This window comes from Actinotalea sp. C106, from assembly GCF_023630195.1.
Classification (GTDB): domain Bacteria; phylum Actinomycetota; class Actinomycetes; order Actinomycetales; family Cellulomonadaceae; genus Actinotalea.
The window spans coordinates 1-13428 of record NZ_JALPKN010000063.1 but is presented as its reverse complement, the minus strand read 5'-3'; the positions used below and the strand labels follow the sequence as shown (position 1 = coordinate 13428).

At 72.6% G+C, this 13428-nt stretch carries 9 protein-coding genes and 1 pseudogene; 5 read left to right on the top strand and 5 right to left on the bottom strand.

Features of this window, described 5'->3' with window-relative positions:
- Window positions 1-440, top strand: a pseudogene (locus tag L0B03_RS06495) (class I SAM-dependent RNA methyltransferase); the annotation flags it as partial.
- A 131-nt stretch (window positions 441-571) separates the two neighbouring features.
- Window positions 572-3391: an aconitate hydratase AcnA gene (acnA, locus tag L0B03_RS06490; RefSeq protein ID WP_250444969.1), complete on the top strand. Its 2820-nt coding sequence runs from the start codon at window positions 572-574 to the stop codon at window positions 3389-3391.
- A 115-nt stretch (window positions 3392-3506) separates the two neighbouring features.
- Here the strand turns inward: acnA and L0B03_RS06485 are convergent, their stop codons facing one another.
- The 4 genes from L0B03_RS06485 to L0B03_RS06470 form a co-directional block, all read right to left on the bottom strand.
- A complete protein-coding gene (locus tag L0B03_RS06485; RefSeq protein WP_250444968.1) occupies window positions 3507-4211 on the bottom strand; it encodes a type 1 glutamine amidotransferase in 705 nt (234 codons plus the stop codon).
- Window positions 4204-4485 carry a hypothetical protein gene (locus L0B03_RS06480; RefSeq protein ID WP_250444967.1) on the bottom strand — a complete coding sequence of 94 codons (282 nt, stop codon included), beginning with the start codon at window positions 4483-4485 and terminating at the stop codon, window positions 4204-4206. Before L0B03_RS06480 ends, L0B03_RS06485 begins: the two co-directional genes overlap by 8 nt.
- A gap of 80 nt (window positions 4486-4565) precedes the next feature.
- Window positions 4566-5288, bottom strand: a complete 723-nt coding sequence (locus tag L0B03_RS06475; protein ID WP_374204898.1) for a CoA pyrophosphatase — start codon at window positions 5286-5288, stop codon at window positions 4566-4568.
- A 4-nt stretch (window positions 5289-5292) separates the two neighbouring features.
- The gene (locus L0B03_RS06470) at window positions 5293-6741 is read right to left on the bottom strand and encodes a GuaB1 family IMP dehydrogenase-related protein (protein WP_250444966.1); all 1449 of its coding nucleotides are present in this window, start codon (window positions 6739-6741) and stop codon (window positions 5293-5295) included.
- A gap of 91 nt (window positions 6742-6832) precedes the next feature.
- On the opposite strand from L0B03_RS06470, the gene dxs reads away from it, so the two are divergent.
- The 3 genes from dxs to pflA all read left to right on the top strand — a co-directional run bounded on the left by dxs (window position 6833) and on the right by pflA (window position 12241).
- Entirely contained in the window at window positions 6833-8713 is a 1881-nt protein-coding gene (dxs, locus tag L0B03_RS06465) for a 1-deoxy-D-xylulose-5-phosphate synthase (RefSeq protein WP_250444965.1), read from the top strand.
- 136 nt (window positions 8714-8849) lie between these two features.
- Window positions 8850-11123: a formate C-acetyltransferase gene (pflB, locus tag L0B03_RS06460; RefSeq protein ID WP_250444964.1), complete on the top strand. Its 2274-nt coding sequence runs from the start codon at window positions 8850-8852 to the stop codon at window positions 11121-11123.
- A gap of 170 nt (window positions 11124-11293) precedes the next feature.
- Window positions 11294-12241 carry a pyruvate formate-lyase-activating protein gene (gene pflA, locus L0B03_RS06455; protein ID WP_250444963.1) on the top strand — a complete coding sequence of 316 codons (948 nt, stop codon included), beginning with the start codon at window positions 11294-11296 and terminating at the stop codon, window positions 12239-12241.
- A gap of 24 nt (window positions 12242-12265) precedes the next feature.
- Here the strand turns inward: pflA and L0B03_RS06450 are convergent.
- On the bottom strand, window positions 12266-13428 hold a 1163-nt coding region (locus tag L0B03_RS06450; protein WP_250444962.1), incomplete at its 5' end, for a 3-hydroxyacyl-CoA dehydrogenase family protein.

Below are 13428 nucleotides of genomic sequence, written 5' to 3'. Positions count from 1 at the left end.
TGACGGTGCCCCTGGCCCACCGGGTCGGCGGCGGGGGGCGCGTCGTCGCGGTCGAGGGGGACGCCCGCGCGGTGCGTGACGCGCGTCGCAACCTGCACGACCAGCCGCAGGTCGCGCTGCACCACGCCCCGGTCGAGGAGGCCCTCGCCGGAGGTGTCGTCGATCGGGCCGAGGTCGTGGTCCTGGACCCGCCCCGCGTCGGTGCGGGTCGACGGGTCGTGGCCCAGGTCGCGGCCCTCGCGCCCGACCAGGTCGTGTACGTGGCCTGCGATCCCGCGGCCCTCGCCCGCGACCTCGGGTACTTCGCCGAGCTCGGCTACGGGCTGACCGGGCTGCGAGCCTTCGACCTCTTCCCGATGACCCACCACGTGGAGTGCGTGGCGGTTCTGCGGCGTACCTCGCGGAGGTCGGGGGCGCCGTCCTCGGTTGACGTCGGGTAGGATGTATCTTGACGTCAAGATATCCCCGGGGCGGTCGGAGGCGATGGCCACTCGATAGTCTCGGAGAGGGTCACGGACGTCCCCTGCGGGCGTCGCCATCACCCTCGGACACACCACTGAATGGAGCCACCGTGAGCAGCGTCGACACGTTCGGGTCGAAGGGAATCCTCGAGGTCGAGGGGGCCTCCTACGAGGTCTACCGGCTGGCCGCGGTCCCCGGCCTCGAGCGCCTTCCGTACAGCCTCAAGATCCTCGCCGAGAACCTCCTGCGTACGGAGGACGGCGCCAACATCACCGCGGACCACGTCCGCGCCCTCGCCGGCTGGGACGCGGCTGCCGACCCGAGCGAGGAGATCCAGTTCACCCCGGCCCGCGTCGTCATGCAGGACTTCACAGGGGTGCCGTGCATCGTCGACCTCGCCACGATGCGCGAGGCCGTCGTCGAGCTCGGCGGGGACCCGGCCCGGATCAACCCCCTCGCCCCGGCCGAGCTCGTGATCGACCACTCGGTGCAGATCGACGTCGCGGGCCGCCGCGACGCCTTCGAGCGCAACGTCGAGCTCGAGTACGAGCGCAACCACGAGCGCTACCAGTTCCTGCGGTGGGGGCAGACGGCCTTCGACGACTTCAAGGTCGTCCCGCCCGGCACCGGCATCGTCCACCAGGTCAACATCGAGTACCTGGCCCGCGCCGTCATGACGCGCGAGGTGGGGGGCGTGACGCGTGCCTACCCGGACACCTGCGTCGGCACCGACTCCCACACCACGATGGTCAACGGCCTCGGCGTGCTCGGCTGGGGCGTCGGCGGCATCGAGGCCGAGGCCGCCATGCTCGGCCAGCCGGTCTCCATGCTGATCCCCCGGGTGGTGGGCTTCCGTCTCACCGGCACCATCCCGCCAGCCGTGACCGCGACCGACGTCGTGCTGACCATCACCGAGCAGCTGCGCGAGCACGGCGTGGTCGGCAAGTTCGTCGAGTTCTACGGCGAGGGCGTGGCGCAGGTCCCGCTCGCGAACCGCGCGACCATCGGCAACATGAGCCCCGAGTTCGGCTCGACCTGCGCGATCTTCCCGATCGACGGCGTGACCATGGAGTACCTGCGCCTGACCGGCCGTGCGGAGGACCAGCTCGCCCTGGTGGAGGCCTACGCCAAGGAGCAGGGCCTGTGGCACGACCCGTCCTCGCCGGAGTACGTCGAGCCGGTCTTCTCCGAGTACCTCGAGCTCGACCTGTCGACCGTGGTGCCCTCGATCGCCGGGCCCAAGCGCCCGCAGGACCGCATCGCCCTGACCGAGGCCAAGGAGTCCTTCGCGACCTCGATCCTCGACTACGTCGACCACGAGCACGGCGACCTGCAGGGCCTGGACGCCTCGGTCGAGGAGACCTTCCCGGCCTCGGACCCGATCGCGGCGGGGGAGCACGTCGACGGCTCGGACGCCCCGGCCCACACGCGGGCGGGAGACAGCAGCGCGCGTCCGCACAAGCGCGTGCCGGTCACCCTGGCCGACGGCACCCAGACCGAGCTCGACCACGGCGCGGTGGTGATCGCCTCGATCACCTCGTGCACGAACACCTCGAACCCGTCGGTCATGCTCGCGGCCGCCCTGCTCGCCAAGAACGCCGTCGCCAAGGGGCTCGTCGCCCAGCCGTGGGTCAAGACCTCGATGGCCCCCGGCTCGAAGGTCGTCACCGACTACTACGAGAAGGCGGGCCTGTGGCCCTACCTCGAGAAGCTCGGCTTCCACCTCGTCGGCTACGGCTGCGGGACCTGCATCGGCAACTCGGGCCCCCTGCCCGAGGAGGTCTCCGCCGCGGTCAACGAGCACGACCTCTCGGTGGTCTCGGTCCTCTCGGGCAACCGCAACTTCGAGGGCCGGATCAACCCGGACGTCAAGATGAACTACCTCGCCTCTCCGCCCCTGGTGATCGCCTACGCGCTGGCCGGGACGATGGACTTCGACTTCGACAACGAGCCCCTCGGCCAGACCGAGGCCGGTGAGGACGTCTACCTGCGCGACATCTGGCCCGCGGCGAGCGAGGTCCAGGCGACGATCGACTCCTCGATCGACCGTGAGATGTTCACCGACGACTACGCCGACGTCTTCACGGGGGACGAGCGGTGGCGCGGGCTGGACACCCCCGAGGGCGACACCTTCGCCTGGGACGCCAACTCGACCTACGTGCGCAAGCCTCCGTACTTCGACGGCATGGGTGCGACCCCCGACGCCGTCACGGACATCGCCGGGGCCCGGGTCCTGGCGAAGCTGGGTGACTCGGTCACGACCGACCACATCAGCCCCGCCGGGGCGATCAAGGCCGACAGCCCGGCCGGGGCCTACCTCGCCGAGCACGGCGTCGAGCGGCGCGACTTCAACTCCTACGGCTCGCGCCGTGGCAACCACGAGGTCATGATCCGCGGCACCTTCGCCAACATCCGGCTGCGCAACCAGCTCGTGCCGGGAGTCGAGGGCGGCTTCACGATCAACCACCTCACCGGTGAGCAGTCGGCCATCTACGACGCAGCGCAGGCCTACGCCGAGGCAGAGGTCCCCCTGGTGATCCTGGGGGGCAAGGAGTACGGCTCGGGCTCCTCGCGCGACTGGGCGGCCAAGGGCACCCGGCTGCTCGGGGTCCGCGCCGTGATCACCGAGAGCTTCGAGCGCATCCACCGGTCGAACCTCATCGGGATGGGTGTCCTGCCCCTGCAGTTCCCGGCCGGGGAGTCGGCCGACTCCCTCGGCCTGGACGGCACCGAGACCTTCGACGTCTCGGGGGTCACGGCGCTGAACGACGGCACCACGCCGCGCACGGTCGCCGTGACGGCGACCAAGCAGGACGGGGCCGTCGTCGAGTTCGACGCCGACGTGCGGATCGACACCCCCGGCGAGGCGGACTACTACCGCAACGGCGGGATCCTGCAGTACGTGCTGCGCTCCCTTGTCGAGGCCTGAGTCCCCAGCCACGCGAGCCCGAGGCTCAGCAGCGCGACGCAGCCCGGGGCACCTCCGCGATCGGAGGCGCCCCGGGCTGGGTGCGTCAGGAGCGGGGTCGTCCTGCCCGCCTCGTTCAGACCCGGGAGCGGACGGCCTCGGCGAAGGTGCTGAGGCCGAGGATCGCTGCGGGCGTGAGGGAGGGCAGCACCCTGTCCCCGGCCTCGGCCATCCCGCTGATGCCGTGGGCGGCCAGGTCGGCCTGCATGGCCGGCTCGGCGAGCCAGGCCCCGAGCAGCGGACGGTCGACCTCGAGGTGGAACTGCAGGCCCAGGGCGCTGCCGGCACGGAAGGCCTGGACGGGGGTCGACGGGCTCGAGGCGAGCAGCGCCGCCCCCGTGGGCAGGTCGACCGCGTCGGAGTGCCAGTGCAGGACCTCGGGCCGAGGGCCGAGCGGGTCGAGCACGGGGTCGGAGGCGAGCACGTCCACCGGACCGAGGCCGATCTCGGTGCCGTGCCCGCGATGGAGCGGGGCGCCCAGGGCGCAGGCGAGGAGCTGCATGCCCAGGCAGATCCCGATCACGGGGACCTCGGCGTCGACCGCCTCGGCGAGGATGCGCCGCTCGGCGACGAGCCCCGGGTGCTCCACGAGGTCGTCAGCCCCCATCGGTCCACCCATGACGACGAGCCCCGCGAGGTCGGCGGCACGTGGCAGGTCAGGATCGGTCTCGTCGACCACCAGCCGGTCGTCGGTCGGCAGGTCCTGGAGGCCGGTCGTCACCAGGCCCGGCCCCTCCCAGGGCACGTGGCGCAGCACCAGCAGGCGACGGGCCTCAGGCACCGAAGGTCCTGACGGCCTCGGCGACCGCACCGGCCGCAGCCCGCTCGAGCGGCGTCCCCCCGGGCACGGGCTCGGTGGTCCGCGTGGCCTGCCACGCCGCGACCACGGCGGCCTGCGCCTGCCCGGGCGTCGCCTCGGGGACGGCCTCCAGCACGGCGGGGACCAGCCAGTCCGGGTCGAGGGTGCCGGCAGGGGGTGCGAAGACCCGTTCGCCGCTGACCCAGTCTGTCGGGCCGGCGCTGGTCCGGGCTGCAGCTGTCGGGGTGTCGCTCATGGCTCCATGGTCTCAGGAGCCTCCGGCCACGTCACGGCCCGTCACGGTTGGTCACGTCGCGGCAAGGCCTGGGGACCGGCTCACGGCACCGCGATCGTGCGCGACGGGTCCCAGGGCTCGGCCCACCCGAGGGCCTCGAGGATCCTGTCGAGGAGCAGGGCCGTGAAGCCCCAGACCACGTGCGGTGGGCCCGCGTCGTGCGAGTCGACCAGGAAGGCCGGTGTCCGTCCCACCGGACGGCCCCGGTAGGTGGTGGCGGAGCGTCGTCTGCCCGGGTCGATGAGGTCGGCGACCGGCGCGCGGAAGACGACGCTCGACTCGGCGTGGTCGACGACCCTCACCCGGGAGGGGGCCGCCCACCAGGCCACGACCGGGGTGACCAGGTGCCTGCTCACCGGGACCGGTACCGGCGCGAGCGTGCCGAGCACCTCCACCCCCGCGCGGTCCAGGCCGGTCTCCTCGACCGCCTCGCGGAGGGCGGCGGCCACGGGTCCGTCGTCCCCTGGGTCGAGGCGGCCGCCGGGGAAGGAGACCTGCCCCGGGTGGTGGGTGAGGGCCGGGGAGCGCCCCAGGAGCAGCACGTCGAGGTCCTGCGGGACGACCGGGCTCGGATGATGGGCGGGTCGGTCGTCGAGGGCGCCCAGGAGGATGAGCACCGCGGCGGGTCGGGCGTCCTGCTGGGTCTTGAGGGCCTGCCGGGCCCACGGTCCCCAGTCGACCCCGCGGGCCACCAGCTCCTCGAGCTGGCCCCTGGCCGTCCGGCCCGGGGCCTCCTCGCCACCCGTGGGCGGGCCCCCGCTCACGGGGTCACCACCCGGTCGGGAGGGGCCGCCCCTCGTCGAAGCCGGCGGCGGACTGCACCCCGACGACGGCGCGCTCGGCGAACTCGTCCAGGCTGGAGGCCCCCGCGTAGGTGCACGCGCTGCGCAGGCCCGAGGTGATCTGGTCGACGAGGTCCTCGACCCCCGGACGGTGGGGGTCCAGGTACATGCGCGAGGAGGAGATGCCCTCCTCGTACAGGGCCTTGCGGGCGCGGTCGAAGGCCGAGCCTGCCGCGGTGCGGGCGGCGACGGCCCGCGCCGAGGCCATGCCGAAGCTCTCCTTGTAGAGGCGGCCCGTGCCGTCGTCGTGCAGGTCCCCCGGGCTCTCGTGGGTGCCGGCGAACCAGGAGCCGATCATGACCTGCGAGGCCCCGGCGGCGAGGGCCAGGGCGACGTCGCGCGGGTGCCGGACCCCGCCGTCGGCCCACACGTGCGCACCCAGGCGGCGGGCCTCGGCGGCGCACTCGAGCACCGCCGAGAACTGCGGGCGCCCGACGGCGGTCTGCATGCGGGTGGTGCACATGGCCCCGGGGCCCACGCCGACCTTGACGATGCTCGCCCCGGCCTCGACGAGGTCACGGGTGCCCTCCGCGGTCACGACGTTCCCGGCGACGACGGGCACCGTGGGGTCGAGGCTGCGCACCGCGGCGAGGGCCTCGAGCATCTTGCGCTGGTGACCGTGCGCGGTGTCCACGACGAGGGTGTCGACCCCTGCCTCGAGGAGCGCCGCGGCCTTGGCCCGGACGTCGCCGTTGATGCCCACCGCGGCGGCGACGCGCAGCCGCCCCTGCGCGTCGAGGGCGGGGGAGTAGATGGAGCTGCGCAGGGCCCCGGTCCGGGTCAGGGCACCGACCAGGGTGCCGTCCTGGACCACGGGGGAGAAGCGCCGACGCGAGGCGTGGAGCTTCTCGAACGCGGCCTCGAGGCCGGCGGGGCCGGTGAGCAGGCCGGCCTCGACCACCGTCGGGTCGGGCGTCATGACCTCGGAGACCTGCGTGAAGCGGTCGACCCCCTGGCAGTCGGCGTCCGAGACCACGCCGACCGGGCGGCCCTCGAGAACCACCACCGCGGCTCCGTGGGCCCGCTTGCCGATGAGGGTCAGCGCGGTGTGGACGGTGTCCGTGGGAGCGACGACGACGGCGCTCTCGACCACCGTGTGCCGGGCCTTGACCGAGGCCACGACGTCGGCGACGACGTCGGTCGGGATGTCCTGCGGCAGGACCGTCAGCCCTCCGCGACGGGCGAGGGTCTCGGCCATCCGCCGTCCGGCGACCGCTGTCATGTTCGCCACGACCAGCGGGATCGTCGTGCCCGTGCCGTCCACGCTGGCGAGGTCGACGTCGAACCTCGAGGTGATCTCCGAGCGGGACGGGACGAGGAAGACGTCGCCGTAGGTGAGGTCGGTCGAGGGCTCGTGGCCGGGCAGGAAGCGCATGATCCCAGCCTACGGCTGCCGACCGGGACCTCCGGAGCGCCACCGCCTGCGCCGCACGGCCGCGAGCCCGCCCAGGACGTACCATGCTCTGATGGCCATCCTCCCGCGGATCAGCTCGCCCGCCGACGTCCGGGCGCTGCGTCCGGCCCAGCTCGAGGGGCTGGCGCAGGAGATCCGCGACTTCCTGGTCGCCTCGGTCTCCCGCACCGGGGGGCACCTCGGTCCGAACCTCGGCGTCGTCGAGCTCACCCTCGCGATGCACCGGGCCTTCGAGTCCCCCCGGGACACCATGATCTTCGACACCGGGCACCAGACCTACGTGCACAAGATGCTGACGGGCAGGACCGACTTCTCGGGCCTGCGACAGCGAGGGGGGCTCTCGGGGTACCCGAGTCGGGAGGAGTCCGCGCACGACGTCGTGGAGAACTCCCACGCCTCGACGGCGTTGTCCTGGGCCGACGGGATCGCCAAGGCGAACGAGCTGCGCGGGCACGCCGACCGGCACGTGGTCGCGGTGATCGGCGACGGCGCCCTCACCGGGGGCATGGCCTGGGAGGCGCTCAACAACATCGCCGCCGGGCAGGACCGGCGGCTGGTGATCGTCGTCAACGACAACGGCCGGTCCTACGACCCGACCATCGGAGGGCTCGCCCACCACCTCGACACCCTGCGCACCACGCGCGGCTACGAGAACTTCCTCGCGTGGGGCAAGCGGACCCTGCGCCGCTCGGGGCCGCCCGGGCGCCTGGCCTACGAGGCGCTGCACGGCCTCAAGAAGGGCATCAAGGACGTCGTGGCGCCGCAGGGGCTCTTCGAGGACCTGGGCATCAAGTACGTCGGCCCGGTCGACGGCCACGACGTCACGGCGGTCGAGCAGTCCCTGCGTCGGGCCAAGGCCTTCGGCGGGCCCGTGATCGTGCACGTCATCACCGAGAAGGGCCGGGGCTACGTGCCGGCCGAGCAGGACGTGGCCGACCGCTTCCACGCCGTCGGCAAGATCCACCCCGAGACGGGGCTGCCGGTGGCCCCCTCGCGCTTCGGCTGGACCTCGGTCTTCGCCGACGAGATGGTCCAGATCGGACGACGGCGCCCCGACGTGGTCGGGATCACCGCGGCGATGCTGCAGCCCGTCGGGCTCGCCCCCTTCGCCGCCGAGTTCCCGGCCCGCGCCTTCGACGTCGGGATCGCCGAGCAGCACGCCGTGACCTCGGCGGCCGGGATGGCCTTCGCCGGTCTGCACCCCGTGGTCGCGGTGTACGCGACCTTCCTCAACCGTGCCTTCGACCAGGTGCTCCTCGACGTCGCGCTGCACCGCGCGGGGGTCACCTTCGTGCTCGACCGCGCGGGGCTCACCGGGGACGACGGCGCCAGCCACAACGGGATGTGGGACATGTCGCTGATGCGCATCGTCCCGGGCCTCCACCTCGCCGCCCCGCGGGACGAGCGGACCCTGCGCAGCGCCCTCAGGGAGGCTGTCGACGTCGACGACGCTCCGACGGTCGTCCGTTACCCCAAGGGGCCGCTGCCCGACGCCCTCGAGGCCGTGGACTCGGTCGACGGCGTCGACGTCCTCGCCCGGCACACCGGGGACGGGCCCTCGGTCCTGGTCGTGGGGATCGGACCGATGGCGCACCTCGCCGTCGAGGTCGGTCGGATGCTCGGCGCCGAGGGTCTCCCGGCGACCGTGGTGGATCCCCGGTGGGTTCTGCCGACCCCTGCCGCGCTCGTCAAGCTCGCGGGGGAGCACGACCACGTCGTGGTCGTCGAGGACGGGCTCGTCGAGGGCGGGGTCGGCGCCGTGCTGGGCCAGCGGTGCGCCGAGGCGGGGGTGGGCGTGCCGGTCCAGGCCGTGGGGATCCCGCTGACCTTCCTCGACCACGCGACCCGGGCCCAGCTCCTCGAGACCCTGCGCCTGCGCGCCGAGGACGTCGCGCTCGAGGTGCTGGCGCTCGTGCGCGGACCCGCAGTCTGAACTCCGCTCCTCGAAACGCCGGTGTGACCGGGCTCACCCTCGGTACGGTGAGGTCGAGCCGAAGGTCCCAGGTCGTCCCATGACTACGCGCGTAGCGTCGAGGACACCGGAGCCCGACCACGAGGAGCGCAGTTCCATGGCCATCACGACAGAAGCAGGCACCACGGTCACGCCGCACGGCCCGACCCCCGCCTGGCGCGGGTTCGTCAGTGGCCCGTGGCAGGACCACGTCGACGTGCGCGACTTCATCCAGCGCAACTACACCCCCTACGCCGGCGACGCCGAGTTCCTCGCCGGGGCCACCGCCCGCACCACGGCGATCTGGCAGCAGCTGGCCGACATGTTCCCCGAGGAGCGGGCCAAGGGCATCTACGACGTCGACGCGAACACCCCGTCGTCGATCACGGCCCACGCCCCCGGGTACATCGACAAGGACAACGAGCTCATCGTGGGGCTCCAGACCGACGCCCCCCTCAAGCGCGCGATCATGCCCTACGGCGGCTGGCGCATGGTCGAGAACGCCCTGACCACGTACGGCTACGAGGCTGACGAGCAGGTCAAGCGGATCTTCACCGAGTACCGCAAGACCCACAACGCCGGCGTCTTCGACGTCTACCCGCCCGACGTCCGGGCAGCGCGCAGCTCCCACCTCATCACCGGGCTCCCGGACGCCTACGGCCGCGGCCGGATCATCGGCGACTACCGCCGCGTGGCCCTCTACGGCGTCGACGCCCTCGTCGAGGCCAAGAAGCTCGAGCGTGCCGAGCTCGACATGGAGCGCTCGACCGAGGACGTGATCCGCGAGCGTGAGGAGATCGCCGAGCAGATCCGCGCCCTGGGCGAGCTCAAGCGCATGGCCGCCTCCTACGGCTTCGACATCTCGCTGCCCGCGGCCGATGCCCGCGAGGCCGTGCAGTGGCTCTACTTCGCCTACCTCGGTGCGGTCAAGGAGCAGAACGGCGCGGCCATGTCCCTCGGCCGGACCTCGACCTTCCTCGACGTGTACCTCGAGCGCGACATCGCGGCGGGCGTGCTGACCGAGGAGCGGGCCCAGGAGCTGATCGACGACTTCGTCATCAAGCTGCGCATCGTGCGGTTCCTGCGCACCCCCGAGTACGACGCGCTCTTCTCGGGCGACCCGACGTGGGTGACCGAGTCCCTCGGAGGCGTCGGCGAGGACGGGCGTCCTCTCGTCACCCGGACCTCCTTCCGCTACCTGCAGACCCTCTACAACCTGGGCCCGGCCCCCGAGCCGAACCTCACGGTGCTGTGGAGCCACAAGCTGCCGGACGGCTTCAAGCGGTTCTGCGCCCAGGTGTCGATCGACACCTCGGCCATCCAGTACGAGTCCGACGAGCTCATCCGCCCGGCCTGGGGCGACGACGCGGCGATCGCCTGCTGCGTCTCGGCGATGCGGGTCGGCAAGCAGATGCAGTTCTTCGGCGCCCGGGTCAACCTCGCCAAGGCGCTGCTCTACTCCATCAACGGCGGTCGGGACGAGGTCTCGGGCAAGCAGATCGGCCCGGTGACCATGCCGCTGCAGGGCGAGGTGCTCGACTACGACGAGGTCTCCGCGGCCTACGACACCCTGCTCGAGTGGCTCGCGCAGACCTACGTCGACGCGCTCAACTGCATCCACTGGTCGCACGACAAGTACGCCTACGAGCGTCTCGAGATGGCGCTGCACGACCGCGCCGTCCTGCGCACGCTGGCCTGCGGCATCGCAGGGCTCTCGGTCGCGGCCGACTCGCTCTCGGCGATCAAGTACGCGACGGTGCGGCCGGTGCGCGACGAGACCGGGCTGGTCGTGGACTACACGGTCGAGGGTGAGTACCCGACCTTCGGCAACGACGACGACCGGGTCGACGCGATCGCGGTCGAGCTCGTCCGGAGCTTCATGGACAAGATCCGTCAGCAGCCCACCTACCGGAACGCGCTGCACACCCAGTCGGTGCTCACGATCACCTCGAACGTGGTCTACGGCAAGCACACCGGCAACACCCCCGACGGACGTCGCACCGGCGAGCCCTTCGCCCCCGGAGCGAACCCGATGAACGGGCGGGACACGCACGGCATGCTCGCGAGCGCGCTCAGCGTGGCCAAGCTCCCGTACGAGGACTCGATGGACGGCATCTCGCTGACCTCGACGGTCGTGCCCTCGGGCCTTGGTCGGGACCGGCCCGAGCAGATCACCAACCTGGTGGGGCTGCTCGACGGGTACAACGTGTCGCACGGGTTCCACGTGAACATCAACGTGCTCAACCGCGAGACCCTCGAGGACGCCATGGAGCACCCCGAGAACTACCCCCAGCTGACGATCCGCGTGTCGGGGTACGCGGTGAACTTCGTCCGGCTGACCCGTGAGCAGCAGCTGGACGTGCTGTCGCGGACCTTCCACGGCGGGCTCTGACCCGACCACGCGGGCTCCGGCACCCGCACCGCACGAGGGCGCGGTCCCAGGTCAGCCTGGGGCCGCGCCCTCGTGCGTCCCGCGCCAGCGGGCAGGGCGACGGCGGCCACCCGGCGGAGAGCGGACATTCGTCCTACGACTTGCGCCGGTCAGCGAGGCACACTGGGGTCATGAGCACAGCAGCCAGCACAGAGGCCCACCGGCCGGCGCAGGGCGACGGCTCGACGCGGGCGGCAGACCACGCCGTGCCGGCGGGCCCGGACGGCGCCCCCATCGTGGAGCTCGGCGTCCCGGTGGTCGGCGGCGCGTACGGCCGGTCGTCCTCGGGCACCTCGGGGCTCGAGCTCAGCGAGGCCGACCGGAGCGAGCGTTTCGCCCAGATGCGGGCCGGCGAGCTCGGGTCCTTGCACTCGTGGGAGCTCGTCACGGCCGTGGACGGTCCGGGGACACGGCTCACGACCTTCCTGTCCGGGTGCCCCCTGCAGTGCCTGTACTGCCACAACCCCGACACGATGGAGATGCGCCGGGGCGAGCCGGTGACCGCCGAGGAGCTGCTCACCCGCATCGCCCGGTACCGCTCGATCTTCCAGGTCACGGGAGGTGGCATCACGATCTCCGGGGGAGAGCCCCTCATGCAGCCGGCCTTCGTGGGGCGGATCCTGCGCGGGGCCAAGGAGATGGGCATCCACACCGCCGTGGACACCTCGGGCTACCTGGGTGCGCACTGCACCGACGCGATGCTCGACGACATCGACCTCGTCCTGCTGGACGTCAAGTCCGGGATCCCCGAGACCTACCGCCGGGTGACCGGGCGCGAGCTCGAGCCGACCCTCGAGTTCGGCCGGCGCCTCGCGGCCCGCGGGACCGAGATCTGGGTGCGCTTCGTCCTGGTGCCGGGCCTCACCGACGCCCCCGAGAACGTCGACGCGGTCGCCGACTACGTCGCGAGCCTGAGCACCGTCTCCCGCGTCGAGGTGCTGCCCTTCCACCAGATGGGTCAGGACAAGTGGGCGAGCCTGGGCCTGCGCTACGAGCTCGAGGACACCCCGGCCCCGACCCCCGAGCTCGTCGAGCGCGTGCGCGAGCAGTTCCGCAGCCGGGGGCTCACCGTCCACTGAGGCGAGCAGGACGCCGCGCCCGGCTCAGGAGCCGACGCGCTCCGGGACGTCGGCGGTCCCGCGCGCGAGCAGGCGGCGACCGATGACCGCCTCGCTCACCCCGGTGCGGTCCAGGTAGGGGATGATCCCGCCCAGGTGGAACGGCCAGCCCGCTCCCAGCACCATGCACAGGTCGATCTGCTCGGGCCCGGCCACGACCTTCTCCTCGAGCATGAGCCCGATCTCCTGCGCCAGGCCCCGCCGGACAGCGTCGAGCACCCCGGCCTCGTCGAGGGCACCGGGCCCGCCGGGCTCGCCGAAGACCTCCTGGATGCCCGGGTCGACGTCGGTCTCGGCCCCGGCGCCGTCGGGTTCGGGGACCACCCTGCGCCCCTCGGCGGCCAGGCGCTCCAGACCGGGGGAGAGCGGGTACCGCGGGCCCAGCTCGGCGTGCAGGGAGCCCAGCACGTGCAGCGCGACCGGCAGCCCGACGAGCTGGATGAGGGCGAAGGGGCCCATCGGCAGCCCGAGGGGCCGCAGGGCGCGGTCGGCCACGACGACCGGCGTCCCGGACTCGACGGTCGCGGCCACGTCGGCGAGCATCCGCAGCAGCAGCCGGTTGACCACGAACCCCGGCCGGTCGGCGACCCCCACCGCGGTCTTGCGCAGGTCCTTGGCCACGGCGAAGGCCGTGGCCACCGCGGCGTCGGAGGACTGCTCGGTCCGGACCACCTCGATCAACGGCATCTGCGCGACGGGGTTGAAGAAGTGCAGCCCGACGACGCGCTCGGGGTGCTCGAGCTGCGCCGACATCTCGGTCACCGACAGGGCCGAGGTGTTGGTCGCCAGCACGGCCTCGGCGTGGACCACGCCCTCGAGCTGGGCCAGGACGGTCTGCTTGACCGACATCACCTCGGTCACGGCCTCGATCACCAGGTCGGCCCCCGCGAGGGTGCCCAGGTCCGTGCTGATGGTGATCGAGGAGAGCAGCCGGTGGGCCTCGTCCTCGCTCACCCGACCCTTCGCGGCCATGCCCTCGACGAGGCGGCGCACCCCGGCCAGGCCCGCGGCGACCCGGTCCTCGTCGACCTCACGCATCGCGACGGGGACCTTGAGCCGCCGGGCGATGAGCACCGCGAGCTGCCCGGCCATGAGCCCGGCCCCGACGATCCCGACCCGGCGCACCGGTCGCGCCAGGGCCGCCTCGG